The 19078-nt window shown below is 67.3% G+C and carries 19 protein-coding genes; 2 read left to right on the top strand and 17 right to left on the bottom strand.

Annotated elements, in window-relative coordinates:
* Positions 1-2: 2 nt before the first annotated feature.
* The 4 genes from miaB to ULB03_RS06630 all read right to left on the bottom strand — a co-directional run bounded on the left by miaB (position 3) and on the right by ULB03_RS06630 (position 4342).
* Positions 3-1463, bottom strand: coding sequence for a tRNA (N6-isopentenyl adenosine(37)-C2)-methylthiotransferase MiaB (miaB, locus tag ULB03_RS06645; protein ID WP_322482442.1), 1461 nt, complete (start codon positions 1461-1463; stop codon positions 3-5).
* 179 nt (positions 1464-1642) lie between these two features.
* Positions 1643-2536 carry a lysophospholipid acyltransferase family protein gene (locus tag ULB03_RS06640; RefSeq protein WP_322482441.1) on the bottom strand — a complete coding sequence of 298 codons (894 nt, stop codon included), beginning with the start codon at positions 2534-2536 and terminating at the stop codon, positions 1643-1645.
* 50 nt (positions 2537-2586) lie between these two features.
* Entirely contained in the window at positions 2587-3402 is an 816-nt protein-coding gene (locus ULB03_RS06635) for a GNAT family N-acetyltransferase (protein ID WP_322482440.1), read from the bottom strand.
* Between the two features lie 526 nt (positions 3403-3928).
* On the bottom strand, positions 3929-4342 hold the full coding sequence (locus ULB03_RS06630) for a Ros/MucR family transcriptional regulator (RefSeq protein ID WP_145735270.1): 414 nt from the start codon (positions 4340-4342) through the stop codon (positions 3929-3931).
* A gap of 132 nt (positions 4343-4474) precedes the next feature.
* Here ULB03_RS06630 and ULB03_RS06625 point away from each other — a divergent pair, with 132 nt between their 5' ends.
* Positions 4475-4684 (top strand): sulfurtransferase TusA family protein, encoded by a 210-nt coding sequence (locus ULB03_RS06625; protein ID WP_322483792.1) that lies wholly within the window; start codon positions 4475-4477, stop codon positions 4682-4684.
* 43 nt (positions 4685-4727) lie between these two features.
* On the opposite strand, the gene ULB03_RS06620 is transcribed toward ULB03_RS06625, so the two are convergent.
* Both ULB03_RS06620 and tsaB read right to left on the bottom strand, forming a co-directional pair.
* Complete coding sequence (locus tag ULB03_RS06620) at positions 4728-5228, bottom strand: GNAT family N-acetyltransferase (protein ID WP_322482439.1); 501 nt, start codon at positions 5226-5228, stop codon at positions 4728-4730.
* The gene (gene tsaB / locus ULB03_RS06615; protein WP_322482438.1) at positions 5225-5998 is read right to left on the bottom strand and encodes a tRNA (adenosine(37)-N6)-threonylcarbamoyltransferase complex dimerization subunit type 1 TsaB; all 774 of its coding nucleotides are present in this window, start codon (positions 5996-5998) and stop codon (positions 5225-5227) included. Before tsaB ends, ULB03_RS06620 begins: the two co-directional genes overlap by 4 nt.
* Before the next feature lie 45 nt (positions 5999-6043).
* Between tsaB and ddpX the strand changes: the two genes are divergently transcribed.
* A complete protein-coding gene (gene ddpX, locus ULB03_RS06610; RefSeq protein WP_322482437.1) occupies positions 6044-6619 on the top strand; it encodes a D-alanyl-D-alanine dipeptidase in 576 nt (191 codons plus the stop codon).
* Positions 6620-6652: 33 nt separating this feature from the next.
* On the opposite strand, the gene ULB03_RS06605 is transcribed toward ddpX, so the two are convergent.
* The 11 genes from ULB03_RS06605 to ULB03_RS06555 all read right to left on the bottom strand — a co-directional run bounded on the left by ULB03_RS06605 (position 6653) and on the right by ULB03_RS06555 (position 18935).
* On the bottom strand, positions 6653-7243 hold the full coding sequence (locus tag ULB03_RS06605; RefSeq protein WP_322482436.1) for a malonic semialdehyde reductase: 591 nt from the start codon (positions 7241-7243) through the stop codon (positions 6653-6655).
* 149 nt (positions 7244-7392) lie between these two features.
* Positions 7393-8433 (bottom strand): glucosaminidase domain-containing protein, encoded by a 1041-nt coding sequence (locus ULB03_RS06600; RefSeq protein ID WP_322482435.1) that lies wholly within the window; start codon positions 8431-8433, stop codon positions 7393-7395.
* A 486-nt stretch (positions 8434-8919) separates the two neighbouring features.
* Positions 8920-9474, bottom strand: a complete 555-nt coding sequence (locus ULB03_RS06595) for a NifU family protein (RefSeq protein WP_145735264.1) — start codon at positions 9472-9474, stop codon at positions 8920-8922.
* A 384-nt stretch (positions 9475-9858) separates the two neighbouring features.
* The gene (locus ULB03_RS06590) at positions 9859-10038 is read right to left on the bottom strand and encodes a hypothetical protein (RefSeq protein WP_322482434.1); all 180 of its coding nucleotides are present in this window, start codon (positions 10036-10038) and stop codon (positions 9859-9861) included.
* Positions 10029-10379 carry a universal stress protein gene (locus ULB03_RS06585; RefSeq protein WP_322482433.1) on the bottom strand — a complete coding sequence of 117 codons (351 nt, stop codon included), beginning with the start codon at positions 10377-10379 and terminating at the stop codon, positions 10029-10031. The genes ULB03_RS06590 and ULB03_RS06585 overlap by 10 nt, the downstream gene beginning before the upstream one ends.
* Before the next feature lie 45 nt (positions 10380-10424).
* Positions 10425-11114, bottom strand: a complete 690-nt coding sequence (locus tag ULB03_RS06580; RefSeq protein WP_322482432.1) for a TIGR02186 family protein — start codon at positions 11112-11114, stop codon at positions 10425-10427.
* Positions 11115-11182: 68 nt separating this feature from the next.
* The gene (locus tag ULB03_RS06575) at positions 11183-12106 is read right to left on the bottom strand and encodes a sulfite exporter TauE/SafE family protein (protein ID WP_322482431.1); all 924 of its coding nucleotides are present in this window, start codon (positions 12104-12106) and stop codon (positions 11183-11185) included.
* A 147-nt stretch (positions 12107-12253) separates the two neighbouring features.
* Positions 12254-13252: a tryptophan--tRNA ligase gene (trpS, locus tag ULB03_RS06570; RefSeq protein WP_145735261.1), complete on the bottom strand. Its 999-nt coding sequence runs from the start codon at positions 13250-13252 to the stop codon at positions 12254-12256.
* 100 nt (positions 13253-13352) lie between these two features.
* On the bottom strand, positions 13353-14909 hold the full coding sequence (gene murJ, locus ULB03_RS06565; RefSeq protein WP_322482430.1) for a murein biosynthesis integral membrane protein MurJ: 1557 nt from the start codon (positions 14907-14909) through the stop codon (positions 13353-13355).
* A 182-nt stretch (positions 14910-15091) separates the two neighbouring features.
* Positions 15092-17956, bottom strand: a complete 2865-nt coding sequence (locus ULB03_RS06560; RefSeq protein WP_322482429.1) for a [protein-PII] uridylyltransferase — start codon at positions 17954-17956, stop codon at positions 15092-15094.
* 358 nt (positions 17957-18314) lie between these two features.
* The gene (locus ULB03_RS06555) at positions 18315-18935 is read right to left on the bottom strand and encodes a hypothetical protein (RefSeq protein ID WP_322482428.1); all 621 of its coding nucleotides are present in this window, start codon (positions 18933-18935) and stop codon (positions 18315-18317) included.
* Between the last annotated feature and the right edge of the window lie 143 nt (positions 18936-19078).

Below are 19078 nucleotides of genomic sequence, written 5' to 3'. Positions count from 1 at the left end.
GGTCACGCCGTCATCTCCTGATGATTGGCCTTGATGTCGGGGGCGACACCGGACGGGGCGGTTTTGTTCCCCAGAAACGTTTCGGCCAAAACCGTTTCGGCCAGAGCCGTTTCGGTGGTGACGACCTCGCCACCCAGGCTGCTGGCCGAGGCGGCGGTGATGCGCACCGGCACCACCTGGCCCAGCAGGCGGTCGGGGGCGGCGGCGTGGACCGCCTGCATGTGGGGGCTGCGGCCCAGCAACTGGCCCGCATGCTTGCCGCGCCGGTCGAACAGCACCTCCTGCACCGTGCCCAGCAGGCCGGCGTTGAAGGCACGCTGCTGTTCGGCCAGCAGGGTCTGCACCGCCTCCAGCCGTTCGGACTTGTCATCCTCGGTCAAACGCCCCTCCGCCATGGCGGCGGCGGGGGTGCCGGGGCGGGCGCTGTACTTGAAGGAATAGGCGCTGGCGAAGCCGACGTCGGTGATCAGCCGCAGGGTGGCGGCGAAATCCTCCGCCGTCTCGCCGGGAAAGCCGACGATGAAGTCGCTGCTGAGCGCCAGGCCCGGCCGGGCGGCGCGCAGCTTGTCCACGATGCGGCGGTAGTCGTCGGCGGTGTGCTTCCGGTTCATGGCCGCCAGGATGCGATCCGACCCGCTTTGCACCGGCAGGTGGACGAAGGGCATGAGCTGCGGCACCTCGCCATGGGCGCGGATCAGGTCGTCGTCCATGTCCCGGGGATGGGAGGTGGTGTAGCGGATGCGGGCAAGGCCGTCGATCTCCGCCAACGCGCGGATCAGCCGGCCCAGGCCCCAGGTGCCGCCGTCGGGACCTTCGCCGTGGTAGGCGTTGACGTTCTGGCCCAGCAGGGTGATCTCCACCGTGCCGTTGGCGACCATGCGCCGCGTCTCTTCCAGGATCTGCGTGGCGGAGCGGGAGTATTCGGCACCCCGCGTATAGGGCACCACGCAGAAGGTGCAGAACTTGTCGCATCCCTCCTGCACGGAGACGAAGGCGGACGGGCCCTGCGGCGTGGCGCCCTCCCCCGGAAGCAGGTCGAATTTGCTTTCCACCGGGAAGTCGGTGTTGATGACACCGCCGGCGCCGCGCACGGCGCGCGTCACCATCTCCGGCAACTGGTGATAGGTCTGCGGCCCGAACACCATGTCGACGTGCGGCGCGCGGGCCATGATCTCCGCGCCCTCGGCCTGGGCAACGCAGCCGGCCACGGCGATGATCATGCGCTCGCCCGCTGCCGCCTTCTCCTGCTGCTGCAGGCGCAGGCGGCCCAGTTCGGAATAAACCTTTTCCGACGCCTTCTCGCGGATGTGGCAGGTGTTGAGGATGACCATGTCGGCCCCCTCCGCCTCTTCCGCCGGTTCATAGCCCAGCGGCGCCAGGACGTCGGCCATGCGGCCGCTGTCATAGACGTTCATCTGGCAGCCGTAGGTCTTGATGAACAGCTTCTTACGCGAGGTCGCCACACCGAACTCCCTGCCCCTGCCGGCCCTTGGCCCGGGAACACCGCACGAACACAAAAGGCGCGCCGGCCCAGGGCTGGCGCGCGGACCGTAACATCGGGCGGCCGGCGGTCGTAGTCAAGGTGGGCATGGGTCAACACAGGGTTCAGCCGGGGCTGTTCCCCTTCGAAGAACGGGCAGGGTCAAGCCATCCCCCTGGCCGCCCCCGTCGCGGCGTCCGACCCGATGCCGGCCGGCGCGGCGGGCCGGGCCGGCGCGGCGGGCCGGGCCACCGGCACGGGGCGCGCCCAGCGGCCGGCCACCGCGCGGTCCACACCGGCGGCCACCACCTGCCAGCAATGGTCCGCCAAAGCCTTGCGCGAGCTGAAGTCCTCCAGCGACACCACGGGATGGAACTCCACCCGAATGCGCAGGCGGCCGGCGCCGATCATCTGCCACAGGTGGGGCGGCAGCTCCATATCGCCATACCAGGCGTACAGGGGGCGCAAGTCATGGCCCAAGGGCAGGTTGTCCAGGTGGGTGCAGACGACGCTGACCGGCTGTACCGCCACGGCGCGGCCGTCAACCTGGGTATTGGCCACGGCGAACAGCGCGGTCTTGAAGGGCAGGACGCGGTTGCCGTCGCTGCTGGTGCCCTCGGGGAACAGCACCAGGCTGTCACCGGCGATCAGGCGGCCGGCCATGTCATCGCGCTGCTTGCCCGCCTCGCGCTTGTTGGCGCGGTTGACGAAGACGGTGCGCTGCAGCCTGGCCAGCAAGCCGAACATGGGCCACAGGCCCACCTCCGACTTGGCCACGAAGGAGCACGGGATGACCGAGCCCAGGACCGGGATGTCCAGGTAGGAGGAATGGTTGGAGACGAACAGCGTCGGCCGGTCCACCGAAGGCTGGCCCACCACGTCCACGTCCAGCGCCAGCATCAGGCGACAGCACACCCGGTGGTAAAAGCGGGGAAAGCGCGCCTGCCCCGGCAGGTTGAGCGACACCAGGGCCGCCTGCACCGGGATGCACAGGAAGGTCCACGCCAAGTAGAGGGCCAGGCGCAGGAAACCGGCACGGGTGGAGCCGATCGCCATGAAATGCCCTCCTCCGGGTGCGAATGAAAACGAATGGGATGCCGGCAGGATCAGATCAACGCCGATCCGCGCCGTTCGTAGTGGCGGAGATACTTGTCGGTGATCATGTCGGTCTTCACCACGATGGAAACGTCGGTGGTGTTGAACTGGTGATCGACCACGGCGCCATCGCCCACGAAACCGCCCAGGCGCAGATAGCCCTTGATCAGCGGCGGCACCAGGGCCAGGCCACGGCGGGCGTCCACGTCTTGCTCCTCCATCAGGCGCATGTCGACGTAGCGGTGCGGCAGGGCGACGGGACGCAGGGCCGGCGGCGCCAGGTGATGGTAATGCAGATAGGAGAGCGGCAGGGCCAGCGCCTTGGGATCGGTCCCCGGCAGGCTGGCGCAGCCGAACAGCAGGTGGATGTCGTAGACCGCGACGTAGGCCGCGATGCCGCGCCACAGCAGCTGCATGGCGTGGCGGCTACGGTACGCCGCATCCACGCACGACCGGCCCAGCTCCAGGATCTCGCCCCGGTATTCCTCCAGCCGCGCGATGTCGTATTCATCGCTGGAGTAGAAGGAACCGGCGCGGGCGGCGGCGGCGCGGCGGATCAGGCGGTAGGTGCCCACGACACCGGCGGCACCGGCGCCCTTGGCGTGGTCGATGACCAGCAGGTGGTCGCACAGCGGATCGAAATCATCGAAGTCGCGGCGCAGGCGCAGCATTTCCGGCGTCGGGTGCGCTTCCATTTCTTCGTAGAAGACCCGGTAGCGGATGGCCTGGGCGGCCTCGACCTCGGCCTTCGTCTCGGCCAGGCGGACCTCCAAGCTCCCCATGCGAAGATCGCCAGAGGTCAGAGCGTCGATCGTGATGTCAGCCATGCTCTCGTTCGCGGTCCTTGAGCGGCGCCAGAGGCGGTCGCGATTTGCGTGACGCGTTCCCGTCCGAAGTCCTGGCCTGTAGCCGGGCTTACGACCCCCCGGGAAAACGCTTCCGCCATTGGCATACCACAAAGCGCGGCGGGGCGGTCAACCGAGTCATGTGCCCCAACCCCACCGGGTCACGAAACATTCACGGGTCTGTTAGGCTGAAGAAATATTCGGGGCGATCTCGCCAGGGGTGTGGCGCCGGCACCAGAACCTCGGGGATGCCGGGTGGGCTTTCGGATTGTCTTGGGGAACGGCGAAGGTGCCTTAAGTGCCCGATGTCGCTGGAAAGAGGACAGGACGGCAGCCCGACCGGCCAGCCGTCACCCTCTTGCCTTTTCCCGTCCTTCCAAGCCAGGGTCATCGGCCTTGCCGCCTGGACCGCACCGGGCGGCCCGCGTCACGGCGCAGCCCTACCATGCGCGGTGGCCGTCGGGAGGATTACCCCGGTCGGGCGGACCGGAAAGCCACGCCAGGGACGTCAGGCGTCGCCGCGCGCCCGGGTGCCCAGGCCGATTTCCTTGGCCAAGCGCGAGCGTTGCTTGGCGTAATTCGGGGCCACCATGGGATAGTCGGTCGGCAGCGACCACTTCTCGCGGTATTCCTCGGGCGTCATGTTGTAGGCCGTCTTCAGATGGCGCTTCAGCATTTTCAGCTTTTTCCCATCCTCAAGGCACACAATGTATTCAGGCGTGACCGAGCGCTTGATCGGAACGGCGGGCTGGGGCTTTTCCACGGCCGCCGGCTGGTCCTGGCCGATGTTGGTCAGGGTTTTGTAGACCTGCTCGATCAGCCCGGTCAGATCAGCGGGTGGGACGGTATTATTGGAGACATGGGCGGAAACAATTTCCGTGGTCAGGGACAACAACTCATTCGCCGCGGACGGACCGGTCATTTTCCTTACTCCAAGGATTCAGTACCTGACTTGTATAAGTCTAAACCATAGGCATGGCAATAACGTTCAAGTCCATCGTGTGAGGATAGAGTGACAACCGAAACACCTATAATCAGTCTTTTGGATATAACGATGCAAGTTTGCCCTATTACCTTTGTAAGAGCCAAACTTGCGGTGGAAAAGCTGAAGCCAGGTGAAACGCTGGAAATTCGCCTCAACAGCGGTGAGCCGCTGCACAACGTCCCCCGGTCCTTGACCGAGCATGGCTATACAGTCGAGATGCGCGGACCGGAGCGGATTGACCAGCCGGAGGGCATACATCGCATACGTGTGACGCGCTGAAGTCTGCGCGCTTTTTTTGTTACCGGTCGGTGGAAAGCTTGTTTTACGCAGCTTCACCCACACCAACTGCCCGGCGAAGGAGCATCGCGGCCACCGACTGGCCCGCGAGGTGGTAGTAATTTGCCCGCCGGCCAACAGGCTCGAAACCAGTGGCGGCGTAAAGGCGGCGGGCCGGCGTGTTGGTTTCCGCCACTTCCAAATAAAGGGCGGCGGCCCCGGCTGACGCGGCCATGTTGACGCAGGCCTGGACCAGGGCGACACCCAGTCCCCGGCCTCTGGCATCCGGGATAACACCGATGGTCAGGATTTCCGCCTCATCCACCACCGTGCGGATCAGGGCCATGCCCAGGGGCAGGCCCGGTGGTTGATCGCCATCCAGGATCATGAGGGCGGCCACGCCCGGCAAACTGAGAAGATCGGCGATGGCCTGGGCCGACCAGGCGGGCCCGGCGACAGTCGCGTCGGCGAAGCACAGGGCATGCACCGCCCCCAGCACCTCAACCTCCGCCGCCAGCGCCGGGCGGACATGCCAGGAGGACGTCATCGTCCGGCCCCGGGCGGGGCCACCGTGACATCGGGTGCCCGGATATACAGGGGGTTGGCGGGGTGGGCCGCCAGCGTCGCCGGGGTGGCCATCGCCGCCAGGCGCGCCACCGCCAGCGCCGGCCCCTCCGGCGCCAGGTCGGCGGTGATGTGGTCACAGCCCGCAGCGGCCAGGACGGCGGCCACGGCCGGCGCGGCATCGCCCAGCAGCACGGGCGGGCCAGCCAAGCGGGCGGCGAAGGCCGGCACGTCGGCCGGCAACACGGCCTCCGGCGGGGTCAGCGCGCCCCCCGCGGCATCGAACGCCTGGAGGTAAAAGTCCTCGCGCCGACTGTCGATGGCGACCAGCAAGGGACGGCCGGTCGACACAGAGGTGCCGCCCAGGCCATGAACGGCGGCATGGGCGAAGGCCTCCAGCCCGGTGATCCCCATCAGCGGACGGCCGGACGCCAGCGCCAGGCCCCGCGCCGCCGCCAGGCCGACGCGCAGGCCGGTGAAGGCGCCAGGGCCGATGGTGACGCCATAGCGGTGGATGGCGGCGTAGTCCAGGCCGGCCTGGGCCAGCACCTCCCCCACCAGGGGCAGAAGCCGCTCCGCCTGGCCCCGGGACAGGGGCTCGGCCTGTGCCGCCAGGGCCTCGGAGTGCCCGGTGGTGGGATCGAAGCGCCACAGCGCGACGGCGCAGACGCTGGTGGCGGTGTCGATCCCCAATGCTATCGTGGGACCGTCGGCCGGCACGCCGGTGCTGGATTGGCCGCTCGATTGGCCCATATGGCGGTTTCCCTAAAACAGTCCCAAGCAAGGCAGCAGACGACCATGGCGCCCACCGGCCAGCCGCGTTTCGTGACCATCGCCCCGGAGACGGGGTTCGACGTCGACCTGGACCTTCGCTATGCCACGGCTGACAACCTGACGGGAAGCCCCCTGTACGCGCGCCCGGCCTGCCTGCTGCACCCGGAGGCGGCCGAGCGCCTGGCCCGGGCCGTCGTCCGCGCCGGCGCGCTGGGCCTGCGCCTGCGGGTGTTCGACGCCTACCGCCCGCCCCAGGCGCAATGGGCGCTGTGGCGCGCCCTGCCGGATCCGGTGTTCATCGCCGACCCACGGTCAGGGTCCAATCATACGCGGGGGGTGGCTGTGGACCTGACGCTGGCCCAGGCCGACGGAACGCCGCTGGACATGGGGACCGGCTTCGACGACATGAGCCCGCAGGCGCATCATGGGAATGACACGGTCAGTCCGGCGGCCCAGCGCAACCGGGCCCTGCTGCTGGGCATCATGGCCGTGGCGGGCTGGACGCATTACCCGGCGGAGTGGTGGCACTACCAGGTGCCGGATGCCCACCTCTACCCGCTGGTGGACGACGGCGCCCTGGGCCCGAGGCTGACTGCCTGAACCCAGGGCCGGAACGGCGTCGGCCGACGTGCGTCAAACGATGCTGCACGCCTCTTCGAAGGCCAGGCGCGGCAGGCGCGGGAAAACCTTGGACGGATCGCCATAGCCCAGATTGCACAGGAAGTTGGACTTCACCGTGCCCCCGGGAAAGAACTCGGCATCGACCTTGGCGTTGTCGAAGCCGGACATGGGGCCGCAATCCAGCCCCAGGGAGCGGGCGGCCAACATGAGGTAGGCGCCCTGTAGGGTGCCATTGCGGAAGGCCGTGGTGCGGGCCAGCTCCTCGCTGCTGGTGAACCACGACCGGGCGTCGGCATGGGGGAACAGGCGGGGAAGCTGCTCATAGAATTCCAGGTCATGGCCGATGATGGCGGTGACCGGCGCCGTCATCGTCTTTTCCGTGTTGTTGCCGGACAGGGCGGGCTTCAGCCGCTGCTTGGCTTCGGGGCTGGTCACGAAGACGACGCGGGCGGGACTGGCATTGGCGCTGGTGGGCCCGAACTTGAACAGGTCGTACAGCTCACGCAGCAGAGCCTCGGGCACCGGCTTGTCCAGCCAGCCGTTCTGGGTGCGGGCGGTGCGGAACAACAGGTCCTTACCTGCCTCGGTCAGGGGTTCGCTCATGGGTATGGTTTTCCTGCCTGGTGATCGTCCGGGTTGGCCCCGGACGGTGCCGGGGATCGGTGGCGCCAACACTGCCGGTCCGGCGCCACCGGGAAAATCAAGAAACCATCAAGAGCGCGGGGTGACCACGACAACCTGCGGCGTGACCATCAGCTGGCGCGCTTCACCTGCACCACGATCTGCTCGGGCTCGTTATGCAGCACCGCCTGATCGAAATCGCGCAGGTTGTTGGTGCGGATAAGGGAACGCACCGCCTTCACGTACACCGGCCCCAGCTCCGAATATTTGTCCAGCGTGTTGAGCAGCAGCAGGGTGTCCAGCGGCTTGCCCTGCTTGCGCAGGGTGGCGCGGGTGGCGCGGAACTGCGCGTAGGCGTCATGCGTGTTCAGGTTCTGCATGTAGACGCGCACGCACTCCAGCAAATCCTCGAACTTGCGGAAGCGCGAAGTGTCGCCAGGATGGCGGTTGCGCGGGGTGATGCCCTCTTTCTCTTCCTCCGACCAGGTCAGCTGGCCGAACAGGGCGTTGCCGTGCTGGGCGAAGCGGGAGGTGCCCCAGCCGCTTTCCTCGGCCGCCTGGGCCAGCGCCATGGACACCGGCACCACGTCCACGCGGCGCAGCAGGGCGTCCAGGTCGATCTTGCGGGTGGGGTCCATGCCATAGCGGGCAGCCAGGCGGGCGACCCACACCTGATCCAACGGCGACAGGGCGGCGCCGGCGGGGGTCACCGTGGCCGGGACGGCCTCAGCGGCGCCATGGGGGGCGACGCCCGGCGCCGGGGTGTGGACGGCGGCCGCCACGACCTTTCCGCCCACCGGTGCATCCACCGCAGCAGCGGCGGCGACGTTGGCATTGACGGACACGGCGGCCGGGCCGCCGGCCTTGGCGGCATCGGCCGGTATGCCCTTCATGCTGTCGCGCAGGGCGGTCAGGCGGGCGCGGTCACGCTCGATCTCTTCGTTCACCAGCAGCACCAGGGGCAGCATGGTGTTCACGAAGATCTGCTTGCGGTCGTCGACGCTGTCCATCTTGCCCAGGTCACGGGGCAGGCCGGCCAGCACGATGCGCGGCACGGGACGCTCGCCCGTACGCACCTCGTCCAGCGTGAAATTCTTTTCCTTGAACAGGGCCAGCAGGTTCTGCGCGTCCAGCTTGGGCTGGACGGCGGGAGGCTGCGGGACCTGGGCCAAGACCGGAGGGGTCGGGCGCGTCACGGGGACAATGAAACCGGTGGGGGCCAGAAGCGGACCGCTTCCGGACGCCAGCTCAGCGAGGGTTAACGGGAATACCGCGAAAACCATCACGAGCACGGAACCAATAGCCAGCCAGCGCTGCGCGGGAATCCCCGCAGTGTCGACCTTCGCCATTAATGAATGCTCCGAACAGTTACCGAGGAACGTCCAGACGCCCGCCCCATCGATCGCGTCCACAGTTCAGGGACATAGGGCGACCGGGGTACGCGTCCATGGGACGTTTTTGCTGCCGGAAATCAAATCCGGGATAATCCGTTCAGCCATGCCCAATGGGCCCGCCACTATGTGGGCCATTCTCCAGGCCGGCATGGCTGGACGGTAACTTACACCCGGGTGGGGACGCTTTTCCGTCGCTCCCCCCATCGGGTATCGCCCACGAACATCCTTCCCCCGTCCTTTGTTGGGGGGTGGGCGGCGCGCATACTAGCGGGCGGCGCGGACTTCGACAACCTCAGGAATGTAGTAACGCAGCATGTTTTCGATGCCGGCCTTCAATGTCGCCGTCGAACTGGGGCATCCGGCGCAGGAACCCTTCATGCTCAAGTAGACGATGCCCTTGTCAAAACCGTGGAAAGTGATGTCGCCACCATCCTGCGCCACGGCGGGACGAACGCGGGTGTCCAGCAATTCCTTGATCTGGGTGATGATCTCGGAATCTTCTTCTTCACCCTCGCTATGACCGTCTTCCGCCTCGTCCAGCAGGACGGGACGGCCGGCGGCGAAATGCTCCATGATCCGGCCCAGAATCTGGGGCTTCAACGTGAACCAATCCTGGTTCCCGCCCTTGGTCACGGTGACGAAATCACCGCCCAGGAAAACGCGTTCCACGCCGTCGACGTCGAACAGCGCCTGCGCCAAAGGAGAGCGGTCGGCAGCCGTCCGGTCGGCAAAGTCGGCCGTTCCCCGCGCCAACACCTCCCGGCCCGGAATGAACTTCAGGGTGGCCGGATTGGGGGTGTCCTCGGTCTGGATGAACATCTGGAAAACCTTGAAAGACAACACGGAAATGCGGACTTAAAATACGACAGCGCGCCGTATGTGCATCAGCATTTTAGCCAAAATGGGGCGACTGTCCGCCAATATCAAGGCGCCAGGCAGCAGACCCGGTCTGCGCGACCCTCCGCCGCAACTGGCACGGCCACGAAACAAGCCTGCAAAATCGCGGAAATCCTCCGGAATTAGTGGCATATCCGCAGACCACCCAGGGCGGCGACTGCGACCATTGGCGTATTTTAAAAGTACGCATTTTCAAAAGCGGAATGACGGCCGTCACGGCCTTTTAAAAGACGGTCACAGTTTTAAAACAGCCCCGCAACGAGTCAAAATCCGCCCCCTTGAGCCGGACCGGCGATTGCGTCGCGCTCAGGTGATCGCGTCCAGTTGCAGGTCGTTCAGCGAGCCGGGAACGATGGTGATGGGGATGCGCAGGGTGCCCGACATCTTGCCCACGATATAGGTGATGAGGGGACCGGGCCCGGCCGTGCCGGTGCCGGCGGCCAGCACCAGGATGGAGATGGAGGGTTCCTCCGCGATTAGGGCCAATAGTTCATCGCGGGTGTCGCCCTCGCGCAGATAGAGGGCCGGGGGGAGCCGCAAATATCCACCACATCGCGGGCCAGGCGCTGCAGCAGTTGCTCCGCCTCCTCCCGCCGTTCCTGGCGCATCAGGTCCTCCACCGCGGCCCAATGCTGGAAGTCGCCCGGCTCGATGCAATGCAGCAGGGCGACACGGCCGCCGGTGCTGCGGGCACGACGGGCGGCATAGTGCAGGGCGACGGTCATCTCCTCCGTCTCATCCACCACCACCAGGAAGATGCGGGTTGGGCAATCGGCAGTGGGCGTTCCGGCAATGGGCGTTCCGGGGGTGGGATCATCGATGGACATGGGACGCGGCACCCCTCTGCTGAACAGGTTGAAACGATCGGGCCATCAGCCCTTGCGGAACACGCTGCCGGCCAGCCAGCCGGCGCCGACCGCCAACAGCACACCCATCACGCCATAGGCCAGGCCGTCATGCTGGGCGAAGTCGAAGATGTCGGCGGAAAAGCCGATCTTGCTGACGGCCAGGGGCGTGGTCTGGGCCCCCACCACGTCACGGTCGCGGATGAGGTAGACGCTGACGGTGTAAAGGCCGATGGGCACGTTGGCGGGAAAACTGATGGAAGTGCGGAACAGGCGCTGACCCAGGAACACCACCTCCCCCACCTCGGTGCCGTACAGACCCTCGCGCTGCTTGTTGCGGATCAGGGCGGAGCGGAATTCCGCCACCGTGGCCGCGTCGGCATCGGCACGCGGCAGCATGCGCACATGATCAAGCCCGATTTCGTGGCGCTGGGCGACCGCCGGCGGCAGCAGCGCGTCCAGCGGCTTGTTGCTGGCGACACCGTAGAAGCCGGGAACGTGGGAGAATTTCAGGGTCTCATTGTTGATCCAGATGCCGGCGATGCGATCCTTGCGCCGCACGGTCTGGGAGGTTTCCGGCCCCTCGATCACCACGGCGACATCGCCGGGCTGGTCGATGGCGCCGAACAGCACCACGTCGGTGCCGGTGAAGCCGGTGGTGATGGCGATGAGATGGCTGGACAGATCCGCCACCAGGGTCTGGGCGCGCGCGGGCATCCACGGCGCCGGAGTCCAGAGTGCCAGCAACGCCAGCATCACCATCACCCGTCTGTAGCGCCGCGCCCTCATTTGGGCCCCGCCGTGGTGGTGATGGAATAGAGGTCGTCAGGCGTCAGCACCAAGTCCACCGCCAGTTTCACCGCCACGCCCAGGACGGTCAGCGCCAACAGGGCGCGGGCCTGTTCGCCCTTGAGGTAGCCGCTGGCACGCGACCCCAGCTGGGCGCCCAGCACGCCGCCGACCAGCAGCATAAGGGCCAGCAGGATATCGACCGTGTGGTTGGTCGCCGCCTGCAGCACGGCGGCCACGCCCGTGGTCAGGATGATCTGCAGCAGCGAGGTGCCGGCCACCAGGGTGGTGGGCATGCCCAGGATGTAGATCATGGCCGGCACCAGCAGGAAGCCGCCGCCGATGCCCATGATGGCCACCAGCACGCCACCGATGAAACCGATGCCGACCGGCAGCAGCACGCTGATGTACAGCCGGGACCGGGGAAAACGCATCTTGAACGGCAGGCCGTGCAGCCAGGTGTGGTGGTGCAGCTTGCCTCGGGTCGCCCCCTTGCGCCGCCCCCGGAACAGGGCGCGCACGCTTTCCATCAGCATCAGGCCGCTGATGCCACCCAGGAAGATGACGTAAGACAGGGAGATGACCAGGTCGATGTGGCCCAGGCGCTGCAACATGCCGAACAGCATGACGCCCAGCACGGTGCCGACGATGCCGCCGGCCTGCATCACCAAGCCCAGCTTCACATCCACGTTGCGCTTGCGCCAATGGTACATGACGCCGGAGACGCCGGCGCCAACGAGCTGGTTGGCCTGGGTGCCCACCGCCACCGCCGGCGGCACGCCGATGAAGATCAGCAGCGGCGTCATGAGGAAACCGCCACCCACGCCGAACAGGCCCGACAGGAAGCCGACCATGGCGCCCAGGCCCAAGACCCAGAAGACGTTGACCGACATTTCGGCGATCGGCAGGTAGATTTGCATGGGACCCTTAAGGCGTGCCGGCCATGAAGACCACTCTACCTGAGCGGCCAGGCATGGGCCATGGGACTTGCCGTCCGCCCAAAAGAAAAGCGGCACAGGGACGGGCCCCATGCCGCTGGTCTCAAAGCACCGCACCCTCTGCGCGGTTTACGGCCGCAGCAGGCCTACGATGTCCTTCACCTCGGCCATGGTCTGGGCCGCGATCTCGTTGGCCTTGTCGGCGCCCTTGCGCAGGATCCGGTCCAGCTCTGCCGGGTCGGCCAACAGCTGGTTCATCTTGGCGGTGATGGGCGACAGCTTGGCCACCGCCAGGTCGCACAGATCGGCCTTGAAGGCGGAGAAGGTGGCGCCGGCGTGGCGGGACAGGGCGTCCTGCTTGGAGATGTTCTCCAGCGCCGCGTAGATGGTGACCAGGTTGTCGGCCTCGGCCCGCTTGGCCAATTCCTCCAGCGTGGCCGGCAACGGCTCCGGATCGGTCTTGGCCTTGCGGATCTTCAGGGCGATGGCGTCGGCGTCGTCCGTCAGGTTGATGCGGCTGTAATCGGACTCGTCCGACTTGCTCATCTTCTTGGTGCCGTCGCGCAGGCTCATCACCCGGGTGGCCTCACCCAGGATCTGCGGTTCCGGCAGGGGGAAGACGTCCTTCTCATAGAAGCGGTTGAAGGCGCCGGCGATGTCGCGGGCCAGTTCCAGGTGCTGCTTCTGGTCCTCACCCACCGGCACGTGGGTCGCCTTGTACAGCAGGATATCGGCAGCCATCAGCACGGGATAGGCATAGAGGCCCAGGGCCGCCATGTCCTTCTGCTTGCCCGCCTTCTCCTTGAACTGCGTCATGCGGTTCAGCCAACCCATGGGGGTGTGGCAGGAGAAGATCCAGGCCAGTTCGGAGTGACCCGACACGGCCGACTGGTTGTAGATCAGGTTACGGTCAGGATCGATGCCGGCGGCGATGTAGGCCGCGGCCACGGCGCGGATGTTCTTGGTCAGCGTCGGGGCGTCCTGCGGCAAGGTCAGGGCGTGCAAGTCCACGACGCAGAAGATGCATTCATACTGGTCCTGCAAATCCACCCAGTTCCGCAGCGCGCCCAGGTAATTGCCGAGGTGGAGCAGGCGGGTCGGCTGCATGCCGGAGAAGATGCGGGTCATGGATGGAAACCTTGAGCCAGATGATAAAACCGGATGGGGAAGGTAGGGCCCCGCCCCGCTTTCGGTCAAGCCGGAGGGGGCCCTGTCCTCCCGTGAACTCTTACTTCCGCCGCCGCCGCAGGCGCGCCAGGAAGTCGGAAATGACCACGCCGCGCAGCGCGACCACGGCGATGCCATAAACCGCCAGGCCCGCCGTCACCAGCCCCGCCAGCGCCGGCACGCGCACCCAGACGCTGTCCACAAAGTAGGGGTCGAGAACGGTGGCCAGGGGGATGAGGCAGCCCGCCATGATGAGGCTGGCCGCCAGGATGCGCGGCGCCCGGGTCAGCAGCTGGCGGTCCAGCCGCAGCCAGCCGCGCCGGGCCAGCGACAGGGCCAGCAGGCCGATGTTGCCCCAGGCGGTGATGGTGCTGGCCAGCGCGATGCCGACATGGGCCAAGGGCGTGTACAGCGCCAGCACGGTGGCCAGGACCATGTTGCCCACCAGGGTGGCGATGGCGATGCGCATGGGGGTGCGCGTGTCCTGGTGGGCGAAGTAGATGGCGGTCAGCACCTTGGACGCGACATAGGCCGGGATGCCGGGGGCATAGACGGCCAGGGCCAGGGCGGTCTGGTGCGCCTCCGCCAGGCCGAAGCGGCCACCATGGAACAGCGCCTTGTAGATGGGCTCGGGCACCAGGCCCAGGGCGAAGGCCGCCGGCAGGGCCAGCAGCAGCCCAAACTCGATGCCCCGGCTGACGTGGTGGTCGATGGCGTCCCGCTCCCCAGCCTGGACATGGCGGGACAGGGTGGGCAGCAGGGCCGTGCCGATGGCGATGCCGATGACCCCCAGCGGCAGCTGGTTCAGGCGGTCGGCATAATAAAGGTAGGAGATAGACCCCGAGGGCAGCAGCGAGGCCACATGGGTGCCGATGATCAGGTTGATCTGGATGACACTGGCGCTGATGGCGCCCGGCACCATCTGGCGGAACAGCCGCCGCAAATCCGGCGTCAGGCGCGGCCAGGTCAGGCGCAGGCTGACCCCCGCCCGGTGGCAGGACACCGCCAGCCAGATCATCTGCACCATGCCCGAGATGGTCAGGCCCCAGGCCTGGCCCAAATTGGCCTCAAGATGCAGCCAGACGGTACAGCCCAGGGCGGCGATCATGCAGATGTTGAAGGCGATGGGCGCCGCCGCCCCCGGCGCGAACCGTCCCAGGGCGTTCAGCACACCGGTCTGCAGGGCGGTGATGGAGATGAACATGAGGTAGGGGAAGGTGATGCGCCCCAGTTCCACCAGGCGGGAGAAATGGTCCGGCTGGTCGGCGTAGCCGCTGGCCAGGCCCAGCATCACCCAGGGCATGGCCATCATCACCAGGGCGGTGATGGGCAGCAGCACCAGCACCATGAAGGACAAGGCCTGGTCGGCGAACTGGTCCGCCGGCCCCCGCCCCCGCGCCTTCAGGTCGGCCGAATACATGGGCACGAAGCTGACGGTGAAGGCCCCTTCCGCGAACATGGAGCGGAAATAGTTGGGCAGCCGTTGCGCCACGATGAAAATGTCGGCCGACACCCCCGCCCCCAGCACCCAGGCGGTCAGCAGGTCACGGACGAACCCGCCGACGCGGGAGATGAGGGTGAGGCCGCCGACGGTGGCGGTAGCGCGCGCGAAGCTCATGGGCGCGGAGTATATGAAAACCGGCGAAGGTGCCAGTTTTCATGTTCCCTGAAGCGCCGGGCGCGGGCATCCGCCGGCTTTGCTTCCTCGCGTTTCAGTCCGCTGCCGCTCCCGAAAAGCTCCGGCGGCCCCGGTCGGGGCCTAGGGGAAACTGAAACAGGCCACGCAGCACGTCGTTGACCTCACTCAGCCGCCGCAGCGGTGGAGCGACGCCGGGCCGGCGGCTTGGCCTTGGGCTGTTCGGCCGCCGGGTCCGGCTCGTCCAGCACGGCCAGCAGTTCCTTGCGGATCTGGGCCAGCTTGGCCTCATGCGCCACCTTCAGGCCGAAGATGTCCTTCACATAGAAGACGTCGACGGCGGCGTTGCCGTAGGTGGAGATCTTGGCCGAGGCGATCTGCAGGTTCAGCGCCGTCAGCGCCCGGGTCAGATCGTACAGCAGACCGGGGCGGTCGCGGCCGTTGACCTCGATGACCGTGTAGCCCGCACTGGCCTTGTTATCGACCAGCACGCGCGGTGGCACGCGGAACACCCGGGTGCGCGACGGCAGGGGTGAGGTGCGCTTCGCCAGTTCCGGCGCCAGCTTGATGTCACCGGCCAGCGCCTTTTCCACGCTGGACTTCAGCCGTGCCCGCTTGTCCCCGCTGTCGAAGCGGGCGCCGCCGGGCCCCGCACCCTGCAGGGAGAAGACATCCAGCGCCATGCCATTGGTCATGGTGGTGATGCGCGCATCCACGATGTCGCCGCCGGCCAGCGCCATGGCCCCGGCCAGGCGGGAGAACAGGCCGGCGTGGTCGGCGGTGTAGATCGTCACCTCCGTCACCGAGCGGCCGGGATCGTAGCGGGTCTCGATGGTCAGGGGGGCCTGCCGGGCTTCCGCCTCATGGATCAGGCGGGCGTGCTGGACCAGGGTGGGCGGGTCGAAGGCCAGCCAGTAGTTGGGGTAGCCCAGCGCCAGATGGTGGTCGACATCGGCCGGCGCCCAATCCGTCAACTGGGCGCGCAACGCGCCTTGCGCGTTGATGATGCGGGCCTCGCGCCCGTCGGCCCCCACGACGCCGCCGGACATCATCTCCTCCGCCCGCCAGTACAACTGGCGCAGCAGCGTGGCCTTCCAGTTGTTCCAGCGGCCGGGGCCCACGGCGCGGATGTCGGCCACCGTCAGCACCAGCAGCAGCTTCAGGCGTTCCGGCGACTTCACGATGTCGACGAAGTCCCGGATGGTCTTCTCGTCATCCAGGTCGCGCTTGAAGGCGACGATGGACATGGTCAGGTGCTGACGCACCAGCCAGGCCACCGTCTCCGTCTCCTCCTCCGTCATGCCCAGGCGGGGGCACAGCTTTTCCGCCACCTTGGCGCCCAGGATGGAATGGTCGCCGCCCCGGCCCTTGGCCACGTCGTGCAGCAGCAGGGCGACCGACAGGGCGCGCTTGGAACTGAGGGTGTGGATGACCTCGCAGGCCAGCGGCACCTCGTCCTTCAGGTTGCCCTTGTCGATGTCGTGCAGGATGCCCATGGCGAACAGCGTGTGCTCGTCCACCGTGAACATATGGTACATGTCGTACTGCATCTGGGCCACGACCCGTCCGAAATCCGGCAGGAAACGGCCCAGCACGCCGGCCTCGTTCATGCGGCGCAGCGTCACCTCGGGATCCTTGCGCGACCCCAGGATTTCCAGGAACAGCCGGTTGGCCTCCGGATCGTTGCGCACCTTGGGACCCAAGGCGGAGATGGAGCGCGCCAGGGCGCGCAGCGCCTTGGGATGGACGTCCAGGTTGTGCCACTGCGCCACGCGGAACAGGCGCACCATGTCCACCGGCTTGTCGCGGAAATGCCGCTCGTCGCGGATGCTGAGGCGGCCGTTGTCGATGACGAAGCCTTCCAGCTCGCTGGGCTTCAGCCGCCGCAGGAAGGCGAAGCGGGGCGGCCGCTGGCTTTCCTGTTCCAGGGTGGCGCAGAGGATGCGGGTGAGATCCCCCACATCCTTGGCCATCAGGAAGTAGTGCTTCATGAAGCGTTCGACGTCGCTGGTGCCGGCGTGGTCGGTGTAGCCCAGGCGGCGGGCCATCTCACCCTGCACATCGAAGGTCAGGCGATCCTCACCCCGGCCGGTCAGGTAGTGCAGGTGGCAGCGGCAGGTCCACAGGAAGTTCTGCGCCTTGGCGAAGCGCTGCGCCTCCTCGGCCAGCAGCACGCCATTGGCCACCAGATCCTTCACCTTGTCGACCTGGTAGACATACTTGGCGATCCAGAACAGGGTCTGCAGGTCGCGCAGGCCGCCCTTGCCCTCCTTCACGTTCGGTTCCAGCACATAGCGGCTGTCGCAGAACTTCAGGTGGCGGCTGTCGCGCTCCGCCAGCTTGGCCTCGATGAAGGCGGGGCCGGTGTGGGCCACCACCTCCTTGGCGAAGCGCTTGCGGAACTCGGTGAACAGCTTGTCGTCACCGTAGAGGAAGCGCGCCTCCAGCAAGCTGGTGCGGATGGTGATGTCGGCTAGGGCCTGCCGCACGCACTCATCCACCGACCGCACGGCGTGGCCAACCTTCAGCCCCAGATCCCACAGCAGGTACAGGACGTATTCCACAACCTGCTCGATGCGCGGCGTGCGCTTGTACGGCAGCAGGAACAGCAGGTCGACGTCGGAGAAGGGCGCCATCTCCTTGCGGCCATAGCCGCCGGTGGCCACCACGGCGAACTGTTCACCCCGGGTGGGGCCCGCCGTCGGGTAGACGCGGTGCAGGGCGAAGTCCGCCAGCGACACCACGATGGCGTCGGTCAGGGCCGTGGCCTCGCGCAGGCACACCTCCCCCCGGCCACCGCCTTCCAAGCGGCGACGAATCTGGGCGCGGCCCTGGTCCAGTGTCTGGCGCATCAGGGCCAGGATACCGGCGCGCAGCGCGTCCGGCCGCAGGTCGCCATCCGCCAGGTTGGCCAGGCGGGTGGTCAGCAGCTCGGCGGTTGGCAGGGCCTCCACCCCCCGGTCATCTTCCGGCGGCGCGCCCGCCGGCGCGGAAGAGGCGGTGGGGGTGGGCTTGGCGGTGGAAGACATGGCGCGGCGGGTCTCTGGCAAAGCCCGGCGTGTCAAACCGGCCAGGCGGGCATCGTCCAGGATCGGGGCACCCGCGCTGCGGGTCCCGGGACGGACGGGGAGTATGGCACAAACTTTTTCCCACGCATCACTCCATGCGCGGGCGGATGCCTTGCCTAACCATTTAGCGTCGGACGGGGTCGGCTCCGCCTTGGCGGGGCGGTCCAGCACGTCCGTACCACCCGATCCCGATCTTCCGGGGGTTTCCCCCCTGTCCCGCTGTCCCATGGCCGCCTCCCGGATTTTGTTGTTTCGAGTCCCAGGCTTCAGGCTGACTACCTTTTGAGCCCCCTCCCAGACCTGGGGCCCGCTCCAGATGCTAGGTGGCCCCCTCCGGCCCATCGCCGCGCCGCGGCAGCAACCGGGGCACCAGCGACAGGCGCCGGGCGTTGGCCGAGGCGGCACGGTGGATGGGGGCCAGGCCCAGCCCACCCAGGCGGCTGGTGGCATGGCTGAAACGGGTGAAGGCGCCGGTGGCCGCGCGCAGGGTGGAGGTGACCAGGCGGCGTTCCGCCGTCACCCAATCACCGGGATGCCATGAAGACCAGGTGGCGCGGGCGAATTCACCCAGCGCGTCCACCTGGTGGTCACGCCAGCGCCACCACGCGTCCTGGAAGGCGCGCATGCCGCCCACCAGGGCGAGGGCGGAGTCCGCGAACGCCTCGACCTTTTCCCGGCCCATGCGCTCAAATTCGGGGTTGGTGCCCAAGGCGACCGGGTCGCCGCCGGTTTGGGCCAGCAGGCCCAGGCGCGCGGTGATGGTGTGGGCCGAGGCGAAGGCGGTCTCGTGCACCCGCGCCGCCACCCGGTCCAGTTCCACCTGGGCACGCTTCAGGTGCATGGCTTCCGGGGTGCCGGGAAGAACCATGCCGATGCGCCCCCGGCGCGGCCGCTTGGGCGGTCGCGGGGCTTGGGGGTAAGGGAAATGCCGGTCGGGCACGTAAGCGCTCCCTATGTTGCGCTGCGTTGTTGCACCGCAACATTAGGGGAAACGCCGGCGACCGTCCACAGGGGAAGTTGTGTCCTCACCTGAGACGAAAGTCGAATTGTGCCGGCCGGTGATGGTCACGCGGCCGGCATGGC

Origin of the sequence: Nitrospirillum goiasense, assembly GCF_034427435.1 — a bacterium.
In the GTDB taxonomy this organism is placed as follows: domain Bacteria; phylum Pseudomonadota; class Alphaproteobacteria; order Azospirillales; family Azospirillaceae; genus Nitrospirillum.
This window is presented reverse-complemented; position numbering and strand designations above follow the sequence as displayed.

Bases quoted from the DNA above. Each gene is read 5' to 3' on its own strand.
- ULB03_RS06640 (WP_322482441.1), bottom strand. From the start codon at position 2,536: ATGGCGATCGGCTCCACCCGTGCCGGTTTCCTGCGCCTGGCCCTCTAC.
- ULB03_RS06635 (WP_322482440.1), bottom strand. From the start codon at position 3,402: ATGGCTGACATCACGATCGACGCTCTGACCTCTGGCGATCTTCGCATG.
- ULB03_RS06630 (WP_145735270.1), bottom strand. From the start codon at position 4,342: ATGACCGGTCCGTCCGCGGCGAATGAGTTGTTGTCCCTGACCACGGAA.
- ULB03_RS06625 (WP_322483792.1), top strand. From the start codon at position 4,475: ATGCAAGTTTGCCCTATTACCTTTGTAAGAGCCAAACTTGCGGTGGAA.
- ULB03_RS06620 (WP_322482439.1), bottom strand. From the start codon at position 5,228: ATGACGTCCTCCTGGCATGTCCGCCCGGCGCTGGCGGCGGAGGTTGAG.
- tsaB (WP_322482438.1), bottom strand. From the start codon at position 5,998: ATGGGCCAATCGAGCGGCCAATCCAGCACCGGCGTGCCGGCCGACGGT.
- ddpX (WP_322482437.1), top strand. From the start codon at position 6,044: ATGGCGCCCACCGGCCAGCCGCGTTTCGTGACCATCGCCCCGGAGACG.
- ULB03_RS06605 (WP_322482436.1), bottom strand. From the start codon at position 7,243: ATGAGCGAACCCCTGACCGAGGCAGGTAAGGACCTGTTGTTCCGCACC.
- ULB03_RS06595 (WP_145735264.1), bottom strand. From the start codon at position 9,474: ATGTTCATCCAGACCGAGGACACCCCCAATCCGGCCACCCTGAAGTTC.
- ULB03_RS06585 (WP_322482433.1), bottom strand. From the start codon at position 10,379: ATGTCCATCGATGATCCCACCCCCGGAACGCCCATTGCCGGAACGCCC.
- ULB03_RS06580 (WP_322482432.1), bottom strand. From the start codon at position 11,114: ATGCCCGCGCGCGCCCAGACCCTGGTGGCGGATCTGTCCAGCCATCTC.
- ULB03_RS06575 (WP_322482431.1), bottom strand. From the start codon at position 12,106: ATGCAAATCTACCTGCCGATCGCCGAAATGTCGGTCAACGTCTTCTGG.
- trpS (WP_145735261.1), bottom strand. From the start codon at position 13,252: ATGACCCGCATCTTCTCCGGCATGCAGCCGACCCGCCTGCTCCACCTC.
- murJ (WP_322482430.1), bottom strand. From the start codon at position 14,909: ATGAGCTTCGCGCGCGCTACCGCCACCGTCGGCGGCCTCACCCTCATC.
- ULB03_RS06560 (WP_322482429.1), bottom strand. From the start codon at position 17,956: ATGTCTTCCACCGCCAAGCCCACCCCCACCGCCTCTTCCGCGCCGGCG.